Below are 22158 nucleotides of genomic sequence, written 5' to 3' on the forward strand. Positions count from 1 at the left end.
TTTCGGCCATCCTGCAAACGTCGCAACGCGCCTTTCCCGTCGGCAAACCCATTCTCGAGCTCGACTCGATCTCGCTGCGGTTCGGCGGCGTCAAGGCGCTGACCAACATCAGCTTCAATGTGCTCGAGCACGAAGTGCGGGCGATCATCGGTCCGAACGGTGCCGGCAAGAGCTCGATGCTCAACGTCATCAACGGCGTCTACGTTCCTCAGGAAGGCAGCATCACCCTTCGGGGCGAGCGTCTGGCGGGCATGAAGCCGACGGACGCCGCCAAGCTCGGCATCTCCAGGACCTTCCAGAACATCGCCTTGTTCAAGGGCATGTCGGTGCTGGACAACATCATGGCGGGCCGCAATCTGCGTATGCATGCCGGCTTTCTCGAGGTCGCCCTGCAACTGCCCCGGGCCCGCCGCGAGGAAGCCGAGAGCCGCGAAGCGGTCGAGGAGATCATCGAGTTTCTCGAGATCGAACACATCCGCAAGACCCCGGTGTCGCGTCTGCCCTATGGCTTGCAAAAGCGCGTGGAACTTGGCCGTGCGCTGGCCGCCGAGCCGAAAATCCTGCTGCTCGACGAACCGATGGCCGGCATGAACATCGAGGAGAAGCAGGACATGTGCCGCTTCATCCTCGACGTCAACGATCACTACGGCACCACGATCGTGCTGATCGAGCACGACATGGGCGTGGTGATGGACATCTCCGACCGCGTCGTCGTGCTCGACTACGGCAAGAAGATCGGTGACGGCACGCCCGAAGAGGTGCGCTCGGACCAGAACGTCATCGACGCCTATCTCGGCGTCCCACACTGAGGAAGCGCAATGCCGGATTTTTGGTTTTTCCTCGAGGTGCTGGTCGGCGGTCTGCTTTCAGGCACCATGTACGCGCTGGTCGCGCTCGGCTTCGTGCTCATTTACAAAGCCTCGTCGGTGTTCAACTTCGCGCAAGGCGCGATGGTGTTCTTTGCCGTTCTGTCCTTTGTCGGCTTCATGGAGCTCGGCCTGCCGTTCTGGGCGGCGTTGCCGGTGACCGTCGGCGTGATGGTGCTGGTCGGCATGGGCACCGAGCGCTTCGTGCTGCGCCCGCTGGTGAACCAGAGCGAGGACACGCTGCTGATGGCCACGATCGGCCTCGCCTTCGTCATCGAAGGCGTGGCGCAGCTGGCCTGGGGCGTCGACGTGCGGCGCCTGGATCTCGGCATCCGGGACGAGCCGATCATCTGGCTGATGGACCAGACCGGCATGCTGATCAGCCAGCTCGATATCACGGCGGCCGCAGTCGCCGGCATCATGGTGGTGATACTGGCGCTGTTGTTTTCTCACACCAAGGTCGGGCGCGGCTTGCGCGCGGTCGCGGACGACCACGCGGCGGCGCTGTCGATCGGCATTCCGCTGAAGCACATCTGGATGCTGGTATGGGCGACGGCCGGCGTCGTCGCGCTCGTTGCGGGCATGCTGTGGGGCGCGCGCAGCGGCGTTCAGTTCGCGCTGGTATGGGTCGCTTTGAAAGCCTTGCCGGTGCTGATCATCGGCGGCTTCACCTCGGTGCCGGGCGTCATCCTCGCCGGCCTGATCGTCGGCGCAGTCGAAAAGATCGCCGAGGTCTTTATCGGCCCGTATTTCGGCGGCGGCATCGAAGGCTGGGCGCCGTACATGCTTGCCGTCCTGTTCCTGCTGATCAGGCCCGAAGGCCTGTTCGGCGAAAAGATCATCCGGCGCGTTTGACGTCGCGCAACCTGGAGACTCCCGTTCATGTTCTACAGAGAAGCCGGACAATTCCACACCAGTTACGCGCAGGACTCGCAGATCTTTCCGCTGCGTCAGGATCGCATCGGCATCCTCGTCATGCTGATCGCGGCGGTGCTGCTGCCGTTCGTCGCCAATAGCTACTGGCTGAGCGCGATCCTGATTCCGTGGCTGGTGCTTTCACTGGTGGCGCTCGGGCAAAACATCCTGATGGGCTATGCCGGCCAGCTTTCGCTTGGATCGGCCGGCTTCATGGCCGTCGGCGCGTTCGCCTGCTACAATCTGATCCTGCGCGTCGAAGGCATTCCGTTCGTGGTAGCGGTGGCGCTTTCCGGCGTGTGCGCGGCGCTGGTCGGCATCGTATTCGGCCTGCCGAGCCTGCGTATCAGGGGGCTCTATCTCGCGGTCGCGACGCTGGCGTCGCAGTTCTTCATCGTCTGGGCGCTGGACAAGTTCGGCTGGTTCAAGAACTACGACCCGGCGGGCGTGATCACCGCGCAGCCGATCGTGATGTTCGGCCATAACTTCGCAACGCCGCGTGAAAAATACTGGGTGGTGCTGGCGATCGTCGCGGTGCTAGCGCTGCTGGCCAAGAACATGGCGCGCGGCAGCATCGGGCGAGGCTGGATGGCGGTGCGCGACATGGACGTCGCGGCCGAGGTGATGGGCCTGTCGCTGCTGCGTACCAAGCTGCAGGCTTTCGCGATCAGCTCGTTCTATTGCGGCGTGGGCGGCGCGCTGTTTGCGTTCGCCTATCTGCAGACGGTGGAGCCTTCGGCGTTCGCCATCGATCTGTCGTTCCGAATTCTCTTCATGGTCATTATCGGCGGCCTCGGCACCATCATGGGCTCTTTCCTGGGCGCAGGATTCATTTTGCTGATGCCGATCTTCCTCAACATCTTTTTCCACACTGTCTTCGGCAAGTCGGTCGATGCCACCATCACGTCGGCGCTGGAGCAGGTCATTTTCGGCGCGATGATCATCATGTTCCTGATCTTCGAACCGCTCGGGCTGGCGCGGCTTTGGCAACTGACGAAAGAGAGGTTGCGGCTATGGCCATTCAAGCACTGAGGCAGACCAGCCAGCGCGCAACGCGCGTCGGTACCCCAACAAGAAGAGACAACAACGTCCAATAAACGCAAACAACGGGAGGACTAGTAATGTTAATCGACAAGATGCTTCGCCGCGTAATTCCCGCTATCTCCGCTACCGCCACCTTCATTGCGATATCAGCGGCGGCGTCCACGGCGATGGCCCAGGCCCAGGAACAGTATTTCGGGATACCGAGCAGCCGCGTCGGCCCGTACTCCGCCATGGGTACCGGCTATTACGGCGGCATCATCGACTATCTCAACTACGTCAACATGAAGGACGGCGGCGTCAACGGCGTCAAGCTGACCTATGACGAGTGCGAGACCGAGTATAACGCTGCGCGCACCGTGGAGTGTTATCAGCGCCTGCTCAACAAGGGCGATCAGAAGATGGTTGTGTTCGATACGCTCGGCACGCCAGGCGCCTATGCCGTGATCGGTCGCATGTCGCAGGACCACGTCGTGCTGGCTCAGTACGGCTATGGGCGAACCGATGCCGCCGACGGACGCGTCTGGCCGTGGGTGTTCAACGCCGCCGGCCACTACTGGGGGCAGATCGCGGTCAAGATGAACTATATCGCCAAGAAGGAAGGCGGCGTCGACAAGATGAAGGGCAAGACGATCGTGCATCTGCACATCGACACCGCCTATGGCCGCGAGCCGATTCCGGCGCTGCGTCAGATCGCCAAGGAATGGGACTTCAAGTTGATCGAGATCGCCGTGCCGGCTCCGGGCCTGGAACAGCAGTCGCAATGGCTGCAAATTCGCCGCGAGAAGGCCGACTGGGTCACGTTCTGGGGCGCCGGCTCCGGCATGAACTCAACCGCGATCACCACCGCCGCCCGCGTCGGATTCCCGCGCGAGAAAATGTTCTACGTCACATTCGGTGGTGCCGAGGAGGACATGATTCCGGCCGGAGACGCGGCGAAAGGCACGTATGTCGCCGCCAACGCCGCACCCGGCAGGGAATACCCGTTGATCGCCGACATCCTGAAAGTGGTCTACGGCGCCGGCAAGGGCAACATGCAGAACCCCGAACGCGTCGGTACGGTCTACTACAATCGCGGCGTCGGCGCGGCGGCGATGTGGATCGAAGCACTGAAGAACGCGCAGAAGATCCACAACAAGGTCGGCAAGACGGTCAATGGTGACGAGTTCCGGGATGGCTACGAGGCGCTCGACATCACCGACGCGAAGCTCAAGGAGATCGGCATTCTCGGCATGTCGGCGCCGTTCAAGATGTCATGCGCCAAGCACGACGGTTCCGAGCGCTTCAAGATGATGCAGTGGGACGGCAAGAAGTTCCAGATCCTGACGGACTGGGTACCGGCGCCGGACCCGGCATTCATCCGCAAGCTGATCGAAGACTCGGCCTCGAAATATGCCGCCGAGAACAACATCACGCCGCGCAAGTGCTCGTGATCGGCGGACGCATCACACGCGATATCCGGGGGATGGGGTGACACCCATCCCTCCGATGGATTTGTCCCAAGGGAGATTGCCATGAGTGTTTCTGTTGCCGCGGCCGTTGAACGGACCGTAGCGGTCGAAGCTGCGGCGCAGCCGGTGCTGGCGGTGAAAAACATCGAGGTAATCTACAATCACGTGATCCTCGTGCTCCGCGGGGTGTCGCTTGAAGTGCCGCAGGGCAAGATCGTGGCGTTGCTCGGCGGTAACGGCGCCGGCAAGAGCACGACGCTGAAATCGATCTCGACGCTATTGGCTTCGGAACGAGGCGCGGTAACCAAGGGATCGATCGAATTTCGCGGTCAGCGAACCGATCAACTCACGCCCGGCGAACTGGTCGGCATGGGTCTGGTGCAGGTGATGGAGGGCAGGCATTGTTTCGGGCATCTGACCGCCGAGGAAAACCTGATCACCGGCGCCTATGCGCGGTCCATCTCCAGATCGCAACTGCGCAACGAGCTCGAGCGGATTTATGCCTACTTTCCGCGGCTGAAAGTCCGGCGGAGCAGTCTTGCGGGGTACACGTCGGGCGGCGAACAGCAGATGATCGCGATCGGCCGCGCGATGATGGCGAAGCCGAACATGCTGCTGCTAGATGAGCCATCGATGGGCCTGGCGCCGCAGATCGTGGCCGAGATCTTCGAGATCGTTCGCGACCTCAACCAGAAGGAAGGCGTCAGCATTCTGCTGGCCGAGCAGAACACCAACGTCGCCCTGAAATATGCCGACTACGGCTACATCCTGGAGAGCGGTCGCATCATGATGGACGGCCCGGCCAAGGCTTTGGCGGAGAACAAGGATGTCAAGGAATTCTATCTCGGGATGTCTTCGGACGGCCGCAAGAGCTTTCGCGACATGAAGTCCTACCGCCGCCGCAAGCGCTGGGTTTGACGGCGTCGCGGATGCAGATGATCAATGGCCAAACGGTCCGCGGTCTTGCGTGCTCGGGCGGCATCCTCAGCGAACCGCCGGAATTCAACTTGTGCCCGATCTCATGGTGAGCGCGGAGGGACTCGAACCCTCGACCCCATGATTAAAAGTCACGTGCTCTACCGCCTGAGCTACGCGCTCACTCGACGCGCTGTGTAGGGGGCGGACCCCTGCGGGTCAATAGCGCCGGCGCCAGAAAATGTTAGGCCGTGCGATCCAAATTCCTGAGGTTCGGCTTGCGGTTAGTCCGGCTTCTTCAAGCGGGCGGCGCCGATCGATTTACCATCCGTTAATTGGCCTCCCGGCGAATCTCGGATGCCACCGGCTGGGAGGGGCGCGCGACCGTCGGCAGCCGGACCGGGCGGATCCCGATCAGTTCCGCCGTGCGCACCGCGCTGTTGCGCCAGAAGGCGAACGAGTTGGTGCGGGAGTTCTCCAACAGCGCAATCGCGACCGCGGACAGGAACGGCAGGCTTTGCAGCACCAGTACGCCAGCGAACACGTAGATTTCGTGCACCTGCTTGGATCCGTTCGTGACCACCAGCACGGCAGCGCCGATCAGAAGCAGCACGCCGATCACGGCCTCCCAGAATGCCTGGAATTCGATCGACATCCGCGACAGGCCGCCCTTGGAGGTGCGCGCAAAAGCGAGGTGCTCCGTTATCAGGCCCTGGGCGACGGCGCGCGACACGGTCCACTGCACGCTCATCGCCGCGATCATGGCGCCCAGCATCTGGCCGGCCTTGATCTTCACGCGCAGGCGATAGAGCGCGATGAAATGCACCAGCGAGACGACGAAGGAGGCGATGATCGGAAACGTCAGGATCTTGTCGGGGATGGCGATGTCGGCAAACGCCACGATCGGAACCCAGATCAGGTTGAGGATCGCAACCACCACGCCAAGGCTTTCGGCCCCTAACCAGTTCAGCCAGCCGAGCGAAAATTCCCGGCGTTGATCGGGGCTAAGCCGGCTCGCGCCGGGCAGGAAGCGCCGCCAGTGCTTCTTGACGATCTGGAAGCCGCCGTAAGCCCAGCGGTGACGCTGCTTCTTGAACGCTTCATAAGTGTCGGGGAGCAGGCCCTCGCCATAGCGGATGTTGGTGTAATGCGTCAGCCAGCCCTGTTGCTGGATGGTCAGCCCGAGATCGGTGTCCTCGCAGATTGTGTCGCTGGACCAGCCTCCAGCCATATCCATCGCGGAGCGGCGGATCAGGCACATCGTGCCGTGCACGATGATCGCGTTGAACTCGTTGCGCTGGACCATGCCGATGTCGAAGAATCCGGCATACTCGCCGTTCATGATGTAGTGCATCAGCGAGAGGTCGCCGTCGCGATGCTCCTGCGGCGCCTGCACCAGGCCGACGCGGGGGTCCGCGAAGACAGGGACGAGGTCCTTCAGCCAATCCGGATGCACGACATAGTCGGCGTCGATGATGCCGATGATTTCGGCGTCCGCCGCGGTGCGCTCCATCGCGATGCGCAGCGCGCCGGCCTTGAAGCCCTGCACCTTCTCGGCGTTGATGAACTTGAAGCGTTCACCGAGCGCACGGCAATGATCCTGGATCGGCTGCCAGAATGCCGGATCGGGCGTGTTGTTGATGATGCAGACGCATTCGAAGTTCGGATAGTCGAGCCGGGCCACCGCGTCGAGCGTCTGCTTCAGCATCTCGACCGGCTCGAAATAGGCGGGAATGTGGATCGACACCTTCGGGAAGGTGACGTTCTCGCCGATGGTGGCGGGCGCCAGCGGCGCGCTCTTGGTGATCAGCCGGCGCGGGCCGCGGCCGAAGGCGACCGCCGCGATCTCCTCGATCCGCGCCATCGCGATCAGCACCAGCGGCACCAGCAGGATCAGGCCCAAGGTCAGCGCGAAGGCTGAGCCGAATACGAAATAGTGAGTATCCCAATAGGCGAATACGGTGGCTGTCCAGGCGCCGACGCCGTTCGCGGCCGCCGACAGCATGACGGTCTGCATGACCGTCGGCCGGTCGAGGCGCAGGATCGGCAACGACAACAGAATGCCGACCAGCAGCGCGATGAGCGCCAGCTTCCAGTAGTTCGGATTGACGATCGGGCCGGTCCAGCTGAATTTCGGTTCGCGCGACGCGTTGAATATGCCCCAATACGGTCCGACGCCGCCTTCGAAGAATTTCCAGGGCTGATCGATCGCCTCGACAATATTGTAGTCCATGCCGATGGCGTCGGCACGCGTCACGAAGTTGCGCAACACCGACGCCTGCTCGAACGAACCGGGCTCGGCATTTCTCAGATTGTAGCCTGCGCTCGGCCAGCCGAATTCGGCGATGACGATCCGTTTTCCCGGGAACTGGTCGCGCAACAGCTGGTACATGGCGACCGACTGGTCCACCGCCTGCTTGTCGGTGAAGTTTTCCCAGTAGGGAAGGACGTGCGCGGCGATGAAATCAGCCGAGTTTGCGAGTTGAGGATGATCGCGCCAGATGTTCCAGATCTCGCCTGTCGTCACGGGAACATTGACGGACTTCTTGATCCGCTGGATCAGCCTTGCGAGCCGATAGACGTTGTTTTGCGCCGTCGTCCATTTCAACGCTTCGGCCCGCTTGTCTTCAGGCTGCGCTTCCGCTTCCTGAAGCCGCTGGGCCTCCTCGCGAAGTATCCGTGCGGCCTCACCGCCCTCAAGCTCAAGGTCCGGTAGCGGCACGAGGTTCTCGATGGGGACTTGTTCGCCCCGGTAGATCGTTTCGTTGCCGACGACGACCCCGATGACGTTGCTGTTGCGCCGCGCGAGATTGATGACCGCCTCGATTTCGCGCTTGTTGCGGTCCTTGTCCTTGTCGATCCAGGCGCCGACCGTGACCTTGAGGCCAAATTCGGCGGCAATCGGCGGCACCAGTTCGTTGCCTTCCGTCGAGGAGTAAAGGCGGATCGCGCGCGTCAGGGTGGAGAGTTTCCTTAGATCGGCGCGAACCTTGTCGGTGTCGGCGACGCTGTCGGCAACGGTGTGCCCCGGTTCAAACGGCGCGTAGGACAGGCTTGGCAGAATGCCCCGGAAATCGGGTGCTGGCCGCTTTTCCTGGAGCAGGCCCCACAACGCAGCATGAGCTGCGGTCACAAACAGCAGAACGGCGACGACGACGCGCATCGGCGGCTAAACCATACGGGGCCCAAATGAGGGGAAAGCGAACCCGTCCCCTAGGTTCGACCGACAACGCGGCTTCATGAGGATAATCCTGCCGCACAATTTAACAACTGGTATGACGCCATGGCGTTTTAAGGGCGCGGACGATTCAAACGCTGAAAAATTTGAATCGTTCCCGGCAGTTACGGCCGGTTACTTCGCCGGCGTCGGGCTGGCGCTGGGGGCCGGCGAGGGCGCTGCCGCTGGCGTTGGTGCTGCGTTGCCGGCGGTCGGGGGCGTGGCCGGGCTGGCCGCCACCGCAGCCTGCGGTTGGGCCGCCGGATTGATCCAGCAGGCGTGAACCCTGTCGTCGAGGCTCCTTGGCACCTTGTCGTCGATCTGTCCCCCGAAGCGGGTCAGGCAGCGGAACGTCGCCTGGACATGGCCGCCGGGGCAACCGAACCGGTCATAGAGGTCCAGATGCCGGAATGCGGTATCAAGGTCGTCGCGCCACATCAGGCGGACCACGCGCCGGCCGAGCCAGACGCATTCAGGGTTCCCGCCGGGGCCGTTGATGACCTGCGAAGCCTCGCCGAATTCATCGGTTTTCCGCTGATTATCCTTGGTCGGGTCGGCCGGATTGGCCGCCGGCGGCTTGCCGGACTGGTCCGGGGCGGGGGTGCCGCTCTGGGCGAAAACCCCGCCTGTGCCGAGCAGGAGGGCAAGGCCTGCAACGGCGAGATGGCGCAAAACCGCATTCTTGAGATCAGGCCCACTGCGACGCATACATTCCCCGACTTGTTTCATGGCCACTGAATTCCCAAAAAGGCAATTCCCGCGGCCCGTGATGGCTTGGCTAGTTGCCGTCCAAATAGGTCTCCAATGCGGCGGAGACACTGCCGGATTCCCATGACCGTTATTTCGGTTTTTGTCCAGCAAACTCACAACTTTATCGTGGCGTGGTAAAATCGCCGCAGCCAGGTCGGCGGGAAGACTTGGATCGAGAGGACTTGGATGAAGTCTTAGGTGAAGACTTTAGGGGGAGACTTGGGTCAGGTCTTTGGATTAGGTCTATCCTGGACTTGGCAGAACGCCGGTGACCGGCTAATCGACGGTCCCCGCCCGGAGGATGGAACCGATTTCTCTTCGTACGCCGCTGGCGCTTCTCCTGACATCGCTAGGTATGATCGCAGCTTTGTGGTGGTGGTTGGCCACCCCGATCACGCTTGTGCGCGCCCCGATCGATCCCAACGCCAAATTGCAATGCGTTTCCTACGCGCCGTTCCGCGACGGGCAGACACCGCTGATTCCGACCACGCATATCAGTGCGGAACAGATTGCGCAGGATCTGGCGCAACTCGCCAAGATCACCGACTGCGTGCGCACCTATTCGATCGAGAACGGCCTCGACCAGGTTCCGGCACTCGCCGCCAAGGTCGGGCTCAAGGTCATGCAGGGCGTCTGGCTCAGCAGCAACCGGATCAAGAACCTTTCGCAGATCGCGATCGCGGTCGGCCTGACCAAGCAATATCCAGGCGTCATCACCGCTCTGGTGATCGGCAACGAGGTGCTGCTGCGCGGCGAGATGACGACGTCGGATCTGGCGGCCTACATCCGCGGGGTCAAGCCGCAGGTCACCGTTCCCGTCACCTATGCCGATGTCTGGGAATTCTGGCTGCGCAACCGTGAGATCTACGACGCGGTCGACTTCGTCACGATTCATATCCTGCCGTACTGGGAAGACATTCCGGTGCGCGCGAAGTTTGCCGCCTCCCATGTCGATTCGATCCGCAAGCGGATGGCGGTCGCCTTTCCGGGCAAGGAAATCCTGATCGGCGAGACCGGCTGGCCCAGCGCCGGGCGGATGCGCGAGGGCGCGCTGCCGTCGCGCACCAACCAGGCGCGGGTGGTTTCCGAAATTCTCGATCTCGCCAAGCGCGAAGGCTTTCGCGTCAATCTGATCGAGGCCTACGACCAGCCCTGGAAGCGCCAGCTCGAGGGCACCGTCGGCGGCTATTGGGGCCTGATCGACGCGGCGCAGCGGGCGGTGAAATATCCGCCAGGCGAGGCCATCAGCAATTTTCCGTTCTGGAAGCTGCAGATGGGATGCGGCATGGCGCTGAGCTTTTTCGTGTTTTTCGCGGGCTGGCTGACGTTGCGGCGGCGGCCCTGGCAGCCGCGGCTGGCCGCCTGGCTTGTGGTCGGCACCTCAGCGACGATCTCCGGCATGCTGCTCGGCGTCGCCGCCGACAAGATGTTCTACGAGAGCTACGGGACCGGCGGCTGGCTGCAATGGGGGGCGCTGCTCGCGGCCGCGATCGCTTCACCGATGCTGTGCGCCAACGCTGCGATGTCGGGACGGCCGCTGCCGACCTTCCTCGAATTGCTCGGTCCGCGCGACGGCCGGACCGGATCGGTGCTGTCGGTGCTGCTCGGCCTGACGCTGGTGGTCGCCACGCTGATCGGCGCGGCGACCGCGCTCGGTTTTGCGTTCGATCCGCGTTATCGAGACTTTCCGTTCGCGTCGCTGACCATGGCCGTGGTGCCGTTCGCCGCCTTGATGCTGGTCAACCGGCCGAAAGAGGGCACTCGCCCGATCGCCGAATCGGCCTTTGCCGGACTGCTCGTGGCGGCCACGCTCTACATCGGCGTGAACGAAGGCGCGCAGAACTGGCAGGCGATGTGGACCTGCGCGATCTACTTCCTGCTCGCGCTTACGCTGTGGCGGGCGCGGGCCGTGCAAATCCCAAAATAAGCAGCCCGATCGCGATCCCCGACAGCGCGACGTTATAGAGCACGATCCCGAGCCCGGCTGCGATCAGGCCGCCGGTCAAAAGCACGATCGACGGCCGCATCACGTGAAGCACCGCGATGATCAGGGCGACGATGCCGAACACCGAATTCTTGAACAGGGTGGTGGCGAGCGTACGGGCCTTGCAGATCATCGTCTGCAGGCCGGCGTCGCACGCCAGCGCGACGGTGGAGAACTCGACCGCGAGATAGCGCAGATACAGCGCGTAGCCGACGGTGACGAAGCCGACCACCAACAGGAACTGCACCTGATAGGGCGTCAGCCGGAACGGAATTTTTTTCACAGCGGCATTTTCTCGAGCGTGGATGGATGGCGGGCGAATATGGTCGGGAATGGCCGCCGGGACAAGTCACTGCAGGACATTAAGGAGTGTCACAAGCAGATCAGAGTCTGACCGCAACCCATTGTATTACAATGAAATATCTATTGACCTCGCTTGCCGAACCAGGACGAGACCGCGGTCGTTGCCGCTGTTTCCGGCTTCTTTGCCGGGTCCTCCGCGACGACGGCCGCTCGTTTCGCCACCGCACCCCGCCGGCGCGGCGCGGGTTTTGCGCCCGGTGCAGGCGCCGGGTTGTCGCCGGTCAGCGACAGCCGTTGGCCGTCGAAGATCGCCGTCTCGCAGTTCCGCTTGTTTTCGGTCAGGACGGCGCAGATCCGGGCGGCAGCTCCGGCGTCGTTGATGGGACCGGCCACCAGCCGAAGCTGCATGCCGAGCCCGTTGGTGCTTTCCTTGATCACGATGATCGGGCGGAGCGCGGCGAGCGGCGCGTTCGATCTTGATTTCAACAGCCCCCGCCACAGCGCGCGCAGGCCGGGGACCGAATTGGCGGTGCCGAGATCGACCCCGAATTGGGTCCGTTGGACCGGGACCTTCGGGGCGGTTTCCTCGTCCGCCGCGGCGTCCGTGGCCGGCGCGGCCGCCATCACTTCCGGGATCGGGCTCGCTGTCACCGGACTCAGGGGTCTGCTGGGTTCGATCAGTTTGGTGGCGGACGGATCGGGCGGCGCCATGAAGGATTGTGAGGCGACCAGCGGCGTAGCCGGCGTCGCCGCGTCGGCCTTCGCAACTTCGATCTTCACGGTATCGATTTTCGCCGTATCGGACTTTACCGCTTCAAGCTTTAGCGGTTCAGGCTTAACCGCCTCAGCTTTGGCCAATTCAGGTTTGGCGGCTTCAGACCTTATCGGATCGGTCTTCTTTGCTTCGATCTTCGGCAACTCGGGCTTGATGGTTTCCTTGGCGGTCTCCTTGCCAATGTCTTTGGCCGAATCCTTGGCAACGGATGAAACCGCCGCCGGACCCGGTTCGGCTGGGCCTGGATTGGCAACGGGTTTGTCAGGTGTTGCCGCCGCCGTCTGCGTCGCCACCGGCGCGACGGTGGGGGCGGGAGTTTGCGCGGCTTGGGCGTGGGGCTCGGCAGGCGAAGGCGCTGCCGGGGCCGGCGATGCCGCGGCGGAATTCTGGCGGGCGATGGACCCGGTCACGGAGTCCAGCCCGCGCTCCAGGCCGGCGACGCGGGTGTAGAGCCGGTCGCGATCGCTGTTGAGCGTATCGATGGCCGCGGCGAGCCGCCGCGCCTCGCGTTCCGTTTGATTGGCAACATTCTGGATCTGCTGCGCTCGCTGGCTGATATCGGCCGCGGCCATCTGGTCGCGCTTCCATCCAAACTGGGTCTGGTTGGCCATGACGGCGACGACGACCGCGGCCACCGCACCGACACCCCACGATCCGAGCCGCCACAGCGCGCGGCGGTCGAGATCCTCTTCCTCGGCCAGCAAACCGCTCAGCACGCCGCCGGTATTGTCCGTCTCGAGGCCGCCAGCGCGATGGTCGGAATTCTTGGCCAAACGTCTTTGGCCCTCCCGAGGCCAGCCGAATCACAGGTCAAACATTAACAGGAATTCTGCCATGATCTTGAATCCGGAACTTTGCGGAACGGCGAATCGGGTTTCCACTCACAGCGAAAACACCTAAAGACGGCGCCGGCGTATTTTGGCTCAAATATTTGAGGACTTTCATGACTGCTCGATCCAGCCTGACGGTGGTGCTCGCGGCCGGCGAGGGGACGCGGATGCGGTCCGCGCTGCCGAAAGTGCTGCACCCGGTGGCCGGCCAGTCGCTGCTGGCGCACGTGCTGGATGCCGCCCCGAAGGGCCCCAGCGCCTCGCTCGCCGTCGTGATCGGCCCCGATCACAAGGCGGTCGCCGACGAGGTTGCGCGGATACGACCCGATGCCGCGACCTTCATCCAGCGCGAACGCCTCGGCACCGCCCATGCGGTGCTGGCGGCCCGGGAGGCGCTGGCGCGCGGCGCCGACGACCTGATCGTCGCCTTCGGCGATACGCCTTTGATATCGGCCGAAACGTTTGCGCGAATGCGCGCGCCGCTGGAGAAGGGCGCAGCCCTCACCGTGCTCGGTTTTCACGCCGCCGACCCGACCGGTTACGGCCGCTTGCTGATCGAAGGCGATCAGCTGGTGGCGATCCGCGAGCATGCGGATGCCAGCGCCGAGGAGCGCAAGGTCACGCTGTGCAATGCCGGGGTGATGGCGTTCGACGGCAAGAAGGCGCTCTCGATCCTCGAGCGGATCGGCAATGCCAACAGCAAGGGTGAGTATTATCTCGTCGATGCGGTTGCACTCGTCAGGGACATGGGACTGGAGGCCGTCGTGATTGAAACCAGCGAGGATGAAGTGCGCGGAATCAATACCAAAGCTCAGCTCGCCGAAGCCGAATCTGTCATGCAGGCGCGGCTGCGCAAGGCAGCGCTCGACGCCGGCGTGACGCTGATCGCGCCGGAAACCGTGCATCTTGCCGCCGACACCACCTTCGGCAACGACGTCACCATCGAGCCGTTCGTGGTGATCGGCCCCGGTGTCACCATCGCCGACGGCGCGGTGATCCATTCGTTCTCGCACATCGTGCAGGCCTCGATCGGCAAGAAGGCGTCGGTCGGTCCGTATGCGCGGCTGCGGCCCGGCACCTCGCTCGGCGACGGCGCGCGGATCGGCAATTTCGTCGAGACCAAGGCCGCTCATTTGGAAGCCGGCGTCAAGGTCAACCATCTCTCCTATATCGGCGATGCCCATGTCGGCGCCAATTCCAACATCGGCGCCGGCACCATCACCTGCAACTATGACGGCTTTTTCAAGCACAAGACCACGATCGGCGAGGGCGCTTTCATCGGCACCAATTCGTCGCTGGTGGCGCCGGTGAAAATCGGCAAGGGCGCCTATATCGGCTCGGGCTCTGTCATCACCAAGGACGTGCCCGACGATGCGCTGGCCGTCGAGCGCAGCCCGCAGAACAACCGCGACGGCGGCGCAGCGCGCTACCGCGAGATGAAGCTGCGGGCGAAGGCGAAGAAGGAAGGGTGAGGGCGCTTGCGTGCTAGAGGTCGTCGAACGACGACATCTCGTCCTGGTCGTCCCGGCGAACGCCGGGACCCATACCGCGTGATCTCTCGGTGAAGTCTCGGTAGCAGAGACCTTTCGCAAAGCTTTTCCCTGTGGTTATGGGTCCCGGATCGCGCTTCGCTTGTCCGGGACGACAAGAATGTGCGTTCGCATTCTCGCGGCGCGATGCGCCCGAGTTTTGCTCGTGAACTTCCCGCCCTCATGAAATCAGAGGGCGCAGGGAATGCCGGATGCGCGCTGCACCCGCGGTCTCATGTGCGATTGTGCTAAGAATGCTGCACATGAGCATACAGGGCAGCGGAGAACATCCGACATTCCCTGCGCAATGGCTTTACGGCTTATGACGCGCTCTCCCCGGTGAGACGGCCTCTATTGCCACCGTCGCCCCTCGGAAGCGTTAGCTCCCGCAGGACTTAACGCCGTTACGGGCGCCAGGACCACACGCTTTCGCCGTACGCTTCAGCCGCGACCGTCTATCGCAACTGTTACGTCCACCGCAACCCGCCCCTCGTCGTGACGACGGCCGACGCCCCTCTGAGTGGGACGGGATAACGATAGATGCGCACTGATTTGGGTCGGGCGACAACAGAAATATTTTTGATTTACGGAAATTTTTGGCTTGACGCGATTTCCGTAAATCAGAAGTGATTTGCCCGTCGGGTCGTTTTGCCGCACCCGTGGTGCGTTACGCGTGGTGACGCTGCGGCTGGATTTTGGCCGTCATCCAGCGGTCTCATTAAAGCACGTAGAACGCGCGCAACCGGGTGTTGCCTTGCCATCACACCGCCCGGAAAATGGCACAAGTCGGATTGCAACCGCGCGGCAGTGATGTTCGACTCCGCTATGTTGCGATCCTGGGCGCACGGCCTCAAAGCCCCTTTTTGTGCGCCATGGCAGGTTTTTGAAACGAGAAACATCAAATGCGTCCATCGAGTGCGATAACGCGATTTCGCGGTGCCCTGCTGGGAAGCACCACGCTGGTACGGTTGTCTCTTTCCGTCACACTGCTTGCGATCGGCCTCAATTGCTCCCCTGCGTTCGCCGATGGCGGATCGGGCGGATCTGGGGCAACCGGCGCGGGGGCAGGCGGGGCGGGCGGCGTCGATAATCCGGCGCAGGGCAATGGCGGCACCGGGACGGCCGGCACCGCCAACGCGAGCGGCGGGGGCGGTGGTGGCGGCGGCGGCAGTGGCGGGGTAATCGGAGTCGGGGGCGCAGGTGGCGCGGGGAGCGGAGGTGCTGCAGGCGGATCGGGCGCGGCCACTGCTCTCGGCACAGGAGGCGTTGGCGGCGCCGGCGGGGCCGCGGGGGCTGGAGGCGGCGGAGGCGGAGGCGGCTTCAACCTGTCGGAGACCTCGACCGTCGTGAATGACGCGGGGAATTTCACCGCACCCGCCGGCGGTGCCGGCGGCGCCGGAAACGGGACTGGCGGCGGAGGCGGCGGTGGCGCCGGCGGGGCCCAAATTTTGCTTATAAACACCGCCACTTACAGGATCTCCCCTGGATTTCAGAGGATCAGCGGCGCTGGCGGCGCGGGTGGTGCGAGTGCAACTGGTTTCGGCGGTGCCGGTGGCACTGGCGGCGCAGGAGCTATTTTTACCGCCGGCGGAACAGCGAACGTCGACGCAGGGGCGCTACTGCAGGGCGGCGCTGGTGGTGCTGGCGGGGTGGGCGGCGCCGGCAATGGCGCGAACGGCGCGGGCGGCGTCGGCGTCATTGGCGCGGGTCTGACGATCAACAACAGCGGCACGATCAGGGGCGGACTGAATGGCGATGGCGTGACACGCGCCAACGCAATCACCCTTACCGGGGGGGCCAACACCATCACGTTCGGCAATGTCGCTTCGGGCATCGTTGGAAACATCGCCGTCACCGGCTCGCTCACATTCGCTCAGCCGACCGATTCTGCGTTGGATCAGGTCATCACCGGGTCCGGATCGATCGCGAAGACCGGCGCCGGCGTACTGACTTTGTCCGGCACCAACACCTATGTGGGCGGGACCACCATCACGGCCGGCACGCTCGCGGTGACCGACGACAGCAATCTCGGCAATTTGGCGGGCGGCCTCACCTTCAACGGCGGCACGCTGCGGGTCTCGACCAACGGTGGCCCCACCGTCGCGCTTGCGCGCGGCATCACGCTGCAGGCCGGCGGCGGCACCGTCGAGACGACCATCGCGACTATCCTGACAGGTAATATCACCGGTGCGGGCGGCCTGACCAAGACCGGCACCGCGATCCTGTCGCTCGCCGGCACCAACAATTACACCGGCGCGACCAACGTCATGTCGGGGCAGTTGCAGTCGGATTCGGCAGGTGCTTTTTCGGCGGCGAGCGCCTTCACGGTTGCCGCTGGGGCTGCAATCGAACTTCGCGGCAGCCAACAAAGCATGGGCTCGCTCGCCGGTGCCGGCGCGGTCACGAACAACAACGTTGCGGCAGCGACGCTCACGACCGGCTTCGACAACACCAGCACGACGTTCAGCGGTGTGATGTCGGATGCAGGCGTCGGTCTCCTGTCGTTGGCCAAGGTCGGTTCGGGCACGCTGACCCTGTCGGGCGTGAATACTTATGGCGGCACCACAACGGTGAATGGCGGCACGCTGCTGGTCGATGGCTCGATCGCAAGCTCGACGATGACCACGGTGAATGCCGGCGGCACGCTCGGTGGCAACGGCATTGTCGGCAACACCGTTATCAACGCTGGCGGTACGCTGGCGCCGGGCAATTCGATCGGGCTGCTGACGGTGCAGGGCAGCCTCGTGTTCGCGGCGGCATCGAGCTATCTGGTCGAGGTCTCGCCGGCCAATGCCGATCGCGTCAACGTCACCGGCGCGGCAACCCTCGGCGGCGCGACGGTGAATGCGAACTTCGCCGCTGGCGCCTATGTCGCCAAGCAGTACACCATTATCAACGCGGCGGGCGGCGTGAACGGCACGTTCAGTGGCCCGGTCAACACCAACCTGCCCAGCGGATTCAACTCGAGCCTGAGTTACGACGCCAACAATGCGTATCTCAACCTCGCGCTCAATTTCGTTCCACCTCCGGGCACAGGTCTCAATACCAATCAACAGAACGTCGGCAACGCCATCGTCAATTTCTTCAACACCACCGGTGGCATTCCGATCGTGTTCGGCGGATTGACACCGTCCGGGCTGACGCAAATCTCCGGCGAGACCGCAACCGGATCGCAGCAGACGACATTCAATGCTATGAACCAGTTCATGGGGGTGATCACCGATCCGTTCGTTGCCGGCCGCGGCAATCCGATCAGCGGCGGCGGCAATCCGAATGCCTACGCCGAAGAGAGCATGGCTTACGCGGCAAAGCGCAAGCCGAATGATGCGTTGGCGGCGATCTACACCAAGGCGCCGCCGATTGCGCCGAGTTTCGAGCAGCGCTGGAGCGTGTGGGCGGCGGGCTTTGGCGGATCGCAAACCACCGACGGCAATACGGTGCTCGGATCGAACAGCACGCGCAGCAGCCTTGCAGCTGGCGCTGTCGGTGCCGACTATCGCCTCTCGCCGAACACGCTGGCGGGCTTCGCGCTGGCGGGCGGCGGCACCAGTTTCAGCGTCAATGGATTTGGCTCCGGTCGATCCGACCTGTTCCAGGCCGGCGCGTTCATCCGGCACAATGTCGGTCCAGCCTATATCACCGGCGCGCTCGCCTATGGTTGGCAGGACGTCACCACCGACCGCACGGTGACGGTCGCCGGCATCGACCAACTGCGCGCGAAGTTCAATGCCAATGCGTGGTCGGGTCGCGTCGAGGGCGGCTATCGTTTTGTCAGCCACGGCTTTGGCTGGACGCCGTACGCCGCCGGACAATTCACGACGTTCGAACTGCCGGCTTACACCGAGCAGGCGATCGTCGGCGCCAACACCTTTGCGCTGGCCTACAACGCCAAGAGTGTCACGAGCACCCGCAGCGAACTCGGCCTGCGCACCGACAAATCATTCGCGATGCCGAACGGCATCTTCACCCTGCGCGGCCGCGCCGCCTGGGCGCATGATTACAATCCGGACCGCTCGATCGGCGCCACGTTCCAGACGCTGCCGGGTGCGAGCTTCGTCGTCAACGGCGCGCGGCAAGCCGCTGACGCCGCGCTGGTGACCGGCTCGGCCGAGATGAAGTGGATCAACGGTTGGTCGATCGCAGGCACCTTCGAGGGCGAGTTCTCGAACGTGACCGAAAGCTACGCCGGCAAGGGCGTGGTGCGCTATGCCTGGTAAAGCGGGCAGGGAAGACGCATTGCCCTTCGCGCCGCGTTCGCCTAAGTCCGTCGGACGCCGTTTACCAATGGTAGACGTTAATCCTGCCGTTTAAGACTGTCTCAATCCGCAATAATTATTGAGTAGGTGGGTAGCGGCGTTTCCCGTTAAGGGAACGTGGCGTTGCTTCGGCAAATTTTCGACGATTTGGGGATATTAAACCGCATGTGCGGCATTGTCGGCATTCTCGGACGCGCTCCGGTCGCGGAGCAGTTGGTGGATTCGCTCAAACGCCTGGAATATCGCGGCTATGATTCGGCCGGCGTCGCCACGCTGGAAGGCGACCATCTGGCGCGGCGCCGCGCCGAGGGCAAACTCAAAAACCTCGAAAAGCGGCTGGAGGCCGAACCGCTCGCCGGCCATACGGGGATCGGGCATACCCGCTGGGCCACCCATGGCCGGCCGACCGAGAACAACGCGCATCCGCATGCGACCGAACGCGTCGCCGTGGTCCATAACGGCATCATCGAGAATTTTCGCGAGTTGCGCGAGGCGCTGGAGAAAAAGGGCGCGGTCTTCAAGACCGAAACCGATACCGAGATCGTGCTGCATCTGGTCGACAATCTGCTCGCCCAGGGCATAGGTCCCGTGGAAGCGGTGAAGGCGGCGCTGTCGCAGCTGCGCGGCGCGTTCGCGCTCGGCTTCATCTTCGCCGGAGACAATGATTTGATGATCGGCGCCCGCAACGGCCCGCCGCTGGCGATCGGTCACGGCGACGGCGAAATGTATCTGGGATCGGACGCGATTGCGCTCGGGCCGCTGACCAATACCGTCAGCTATCTCGAGGACGGCGACTGGGTGGTGCTGACGCGCAAGGGCGCCACCATCTACGACAAGGACAATGCGATCGTTCATCGCGACGCGATCAGGCACACGGCGTCGAGTTCGCTGGTCGACAAGGCGAACTACCGCCACTTCATGGCCAAGGAAATCCACGAACAGCCGGAAGTGGTCGGCCATACGCTCGCGCGCTACGTCGACATGGCGACCGACCGCGTGATGCTGCCGGTGACGCTGCCGTTCGACTTCCGGGGTGTGCAGCGTATCGCGATCGTCGCCTGCGGCACCGCGAGCTATGCCGGCCATATCGCCAAATACTGGTTCGAGCGGCTCGCCCGCGTGCCGGTCGAGGTCGATGTCGCCTCGGAATTCCGCTACCGCGAGGCGCCGCTGCGCAAGGGCGATCTGGCGATCTTCATCTCCCAGTCCGGCGAGACCGCCGACACGCTGGCGGCGTTGCGCTATGCCAAGTCGCAAGGCGTCCACACGCTCTCCGTGGTCAACGTGCCGACCTCGACGATCGCCCGCGAAAGCGAGACGGTGCTGCAGACGCTGGCGGGGCCCGAGATCGGCGTCGCCTCGACCAAGGCGTTCACCTGCCAGCTGATGGTGCTGGCCGCGCTGGCCGTTGCCGCCGGCAAGGCGCGCGGCGAATTGTCCGACGAGGATGAGATCAAGCTGGTCCATGGCCTCGTCGAAGTTCCCCGCCTGATGGCCGCGGCGCTGACGACCGAGCCGCAGATCGAAAAGCTGGCGCGCGACATCGCCAAATGCCGCGACGTGCTCTATCTCGGCCGCGGCACCAGCTATCCCTTGGCGCTGGAAGGCGCGCTGAAGCTGAAGGAAATCTCCTACATCCACGCCGAGGGCTATGCCGCCGGCGAGCTCAAGCACGGCCCGATCGCGCTGATCGACGAGAACATGCCGGTCGTGGTGATCGCGCCGCATGACCGGGTGTTCGAAAAGACGGTCTCCAACATGCAGGAGGTCGCCGCCCGCGGCGGCAACATCATCCTGATGACCGACGCCAAGGGCGCGGCGGAAGCGACCATCGAATCCCTGGTCACCATCGTGCTGCCCGACATGGCAGCGACCTTTACGCCCATGGTCTATGCGGTTCCGGTGCAGCTTCTGGCCTATCATACCGCCGTGGTGATGGGCACCGACGTCGATCAGCCGCGAAATCTGGCCAAATCGGTCACGGTCGAATAGCCGCAGGGGCGTGCTTGCCGGCATCTCGGGCCTTCAAAAACCTGCTAGGATGGCTTAGCTGGAACAAGACCGGCTGCCCCCGCGACCTGGAACCGCAATGAATCCCCAAGATCTGCCTCCGTCCAACCCGGCCGACGTGCCGCCGGAAGCCCCACGCGGGCTAATGGCCCGTTTCCGCAATTATTTCCTGACCGGCCTCGTGGTCGCCGGACCGATCGCGATCACCTTCTATCTGACCTGGTGGTTCGTCACCTGGGTCGACAACCTGGTCCGTCCCTTCGTTCCGACCGCCTACCGGCCGGAAACCTATCTGCCGTTCGGGCTGCCGGGTTCCGGGCTGATCGTCGCCGTGATCGCGCTGACGCTGCTGGGTTTCCTGACCGCGAACCTGATCGGCCGGACCCTGGTCGACCTCGGCGAACGGCTGCTCGGCCGCATTCCGGCGGTGCGCGCGATCTATCGCGGCCTGAAGCAGGTGTTCGAGACGCTGTTCTCGGGGAACGGATCGAGCTTTCGCCGGGTCGGCCTGGTCGAGTTTCCCTCGCCGGGCATGTGGTCGATCGTGCTGATCTCGCAATCGCCAAGCGTCGACATCGCCAACAAGCTGCCCGGCCAGGATGAGCACATCTCGGTGTTCCTGCCCTGCGCGCCGAACCCGACCACGGGGTTCTTCTTCTACGTGCCGAAGAACAAGATCATCGAGATCGACATGAGCGCCGAAGACGCCGCAACCCTGATCATGTCGGCGGGCGTGGTGCAGCCGGGCTCCGATCCGCAGAAGAAGATCGCGGCACTGGCCGCCACCGCGAACGCCGCGCGTGCAGCCAATGCCGCGAACGCAGCCACGCTGCAGCCGGCGAAGGTGGAGTAGGGCACCGGCCCTCGGCGTCATTGCGAGCGTAGCGAAGCAATCCATAGTCCGGCAAAGAAAGTGTGGATTGCTTCGTCGCTACGCTCCTCGCAATGACGGGGATAGGGCGGAGCCTTAAATCAGTGTTTCGTAGAGGTCATTCCAATCGGGGTTCAGTGTTTCGATCAATGCCAATTTCTTGGCGCGGCTGCCGGCTTTGATCTGCTTTTCTCGTGTGATCGCGTCAATCATGGTTTCGTGGACTTCGTACCAAACCAGGATTTTGCAGCCGTATTTGGCTGAGAAGCCCTTCACCAGCCCCTCGCGATGCTCATACGCGCGTTTTGGCAAGTTGGACGTGACGCCCGTGTAGAGCGTACCGTGACGCTTGCTTGCGAAGATGTAGACGCAGGGTTGCTTCATCGGCTGACCTCCGATCGTCCAACTTACTCCGTCATTGCGAGCGCAGCGAAGCAATCCATCT

The 22158-nt window shown here is 63.4% G+C and carries 15 protein-coding genes and 1 tRNA gene; 10 read left to right on the top strand and 6 right to left on the bottom strand.

Going from position 1 to position 22158, the window contains the following annotated elements; genetic code table 11:
- Positions 1-11 precede the first annotated feature (11 nt).
- The 5 genes from JQ629_RS00625 (at position 12) to JQ629_RS00645 (ending at position 5191) form a co-directional block, all read left to right on the top strand.
- Positions 12-809: an ABC transporter ATP-binding protein gene (locus JQ629_RS00625; RefSeq protein ID WP_502752155.1), complete on the top strand. Its 798-nt coding sequence runs from the start codon at positions 12-14 to the stop codon at positions 807-809.
- A 9-nt stretch (positions 810-818) separates the two neighbouring features.
- Complete coding sequence (locus JQ629_RS00630) at positions 819-1721, top strand: branched-chain amino acid ABC transporter permease (RefSeq protein ID WP_212410420.1); 903 nt, start codon at positions 819-821, stop codon at positions 1719-1721.
- 27 nt (positions 1722-1748) lie between these two features.
- Positions 1749-2813, top strand: a complete 1065-nt coding sequence (locus JQ629_RS00635; RefSeq protein WP_212410421.1) for a branched-chain amino acid ABC transporter permease — start codon at positions 1749-1751, stop codon at positions 2811-2813.
- Between the two features lie 89 nt (positions 2814-2902).
- Complete coding sequence (locus JQ629_RS00640; RefSeq protein WP_212410422.1) at positions 2903-4255, top strand: ABC transporter substrate-binding protein; 1353 nt, start codon at positions 2903-2905, stop codon at positions 4253-4255.
- A gap of 81 nt (positions 4256-4336) precedes the next feature.
- Positions 4337-5191, top strand: coding sequence for an ABC transporter ATP-binding protein (locus JQ629_RS00645; protein ID WP_212410423.1), 855 nt, complete (start codon positions 4337-4339; stop codon positions 5189-5191).
- A 104-nt stretch (positions 5192-5295) separates the two neighbouring features.
- On the opposite strand, the gene JQ629_RS00650 is transcribed toward JQ629_RS00645, so the two are convergent.
- From JQ629_RS00650 to JQ629_RS00660, 3 genes are all read right to left on the bottom strand, one after another.
- Positions 5296-5371, bottom strand: a tRNA-Lys gene (locus JQ629_RS00650).
- A 148-nt stretch (positions 5372-5519) separates the two neighbouring features.
- Positions 5520-8351: a glycosyltransferase gene (locus tag JQ629_RS00655; RefSeq protein WP_212410424.1), complete on the bottom strand. Its 2832-nt coding sequence runs from the start codon at positions 8349-8351 to the stop codon at positions 5520-5522.
- Between the two features lie 189 nt (positions 8352-8540).
- Positions 8541-9113, bottom strand: a complete 573-nt coding sequence (locus JQ629_RS00660; RefSeq protein WP_212262873.1) for a beta-1-3, beta-1-6-glucan biosynthesis protein — start codon at positions 9111-9113, stop codon at positions 8541-8543.
- A gap of 343 nt (positions 9114-9456) precedes the next feature.
- Here JQ629_RS00660 and JQ629_RS00665 point away from each other — a divergent pair, with 343 nt between their 5' ends.
- Positions 9457-11082 (top strand): glycoside hydrolase family 17 protein, encoded by a 1626-nt coding sequence (locus JQ629_RS00665; RefSeq protein ID WP_212410427.1) that lies wholly within the window; start codon positions 9457-9459, stop codon positions 11080-11082.
- Here JQ629_RS00665 and JQ629_RS00670 read toward each other — a convergent pair.
- Positions 11042-11422, bottom strand: a complete 381-nt coding sequence (locus JQ629_RS00670) for a hypothetical protein (RefSeq protein WP_212262875.1) — start codon at positions 11420-11422, stop codon at positions 11042-11044. The two genes, JQ629_RS00665 and JQ629_RS00670, sit on opposite strands and share 41 nt — an antisense overlap.
- 140 nt (positions 11423-11562) lie before the next feature.
- Positions 11563-12990, bottom strand: coding sequence for a hypothetical protein (locus JQ629_RS00675; RefSeq protein ID WP_212410429.1), 1428 nt, complete (start codon positions 12988-12990; stop codon positions 11563-11565).
- Between the two features lie 170 nt (positions 12991-13160).
- On the opposite strand from JQ629_RS00675, the gene glmU reads away from it, so the two are divergent.
- The 4 genes from glmU (at position 13161) to JQ629_RS00695 (ending at position 21695) form a co-directional block, all read left to right on the top strand.
- Positions 13161-14519: a bifunctional UDP-N-acetylglucosamine diphosphorylase/glucosamine-1-phosphate N-acetyltransferase GlmU gene (gene glmU / locus JQ629_RS00680; protein ID WP_212410431.1), complete on the top strand. Its 1359-nt coding sequence runs from the start codon at positions 13161-13163 to the stop codon at positions 14517-14519.
- A 959-nt stretch (positions 14520-15478) separates the two neighbouring features.
- Entirely contained in the window at positions 15479-18793 is a 3315-nt protein-coding gene (locus JQ629_RS00685; protein WP_212410432.1) for an autotransporter outer membrane beta-barrel domain-containing protein, read from the top strand.
- A gap of 204 nt (positions 18794-18997) precedes the next feature.
- Complete coding sequence (gene glmS, locus JQ629_RS00690) at positions 18998-20824, top strand: glutamine--fructose-6-phosphate transaminase (isomerizing) (RefSeq protein WP_212410434.1); 1827 nt, start codon at positions 18998-19000, stop codon at positions 20822-20824.
- A gap of 97 nt (positions 20825-20921) precedes the next feature.
- Positions 20922-21695, top strand: a complete 774-nt coding sequence (locus tag JQ629_RS00695; protein ID WP_212410436.1) for a DUF502 domain-containing protein — start codon at positions 20922-20924, stop codon at positions 21693-21695.
- Positions 21696-21809: 114 nt separating this feature from the next.
- Here the strand turns inward: JQ629_RS00695 and JQ629_RS00700 are convergent, their stop codons facing one another.
- A complete protein-coding gene (locus JQ629_RS00700) occupies positions 21810-22097 on the bottom strand; it encodes a GIY-YIG nuclease family protein (RefSeq protein WP_212410438.1) in 288 nt (95 codons plus the stop codon).
- Positions 22098-22158: the final 61 nt, after the last annotated feature.

The organism is Bradyrhizobium sp. AUGA SZCCT0222 (assembly GCF_018130205.1).
Taxonomy (GTDB): domain Bacteria; phylum Pseudomonadota; class Alphaproteobacteria; order Rhizobiales; family Xanthobacteraceae; genus Bradyrhizobium.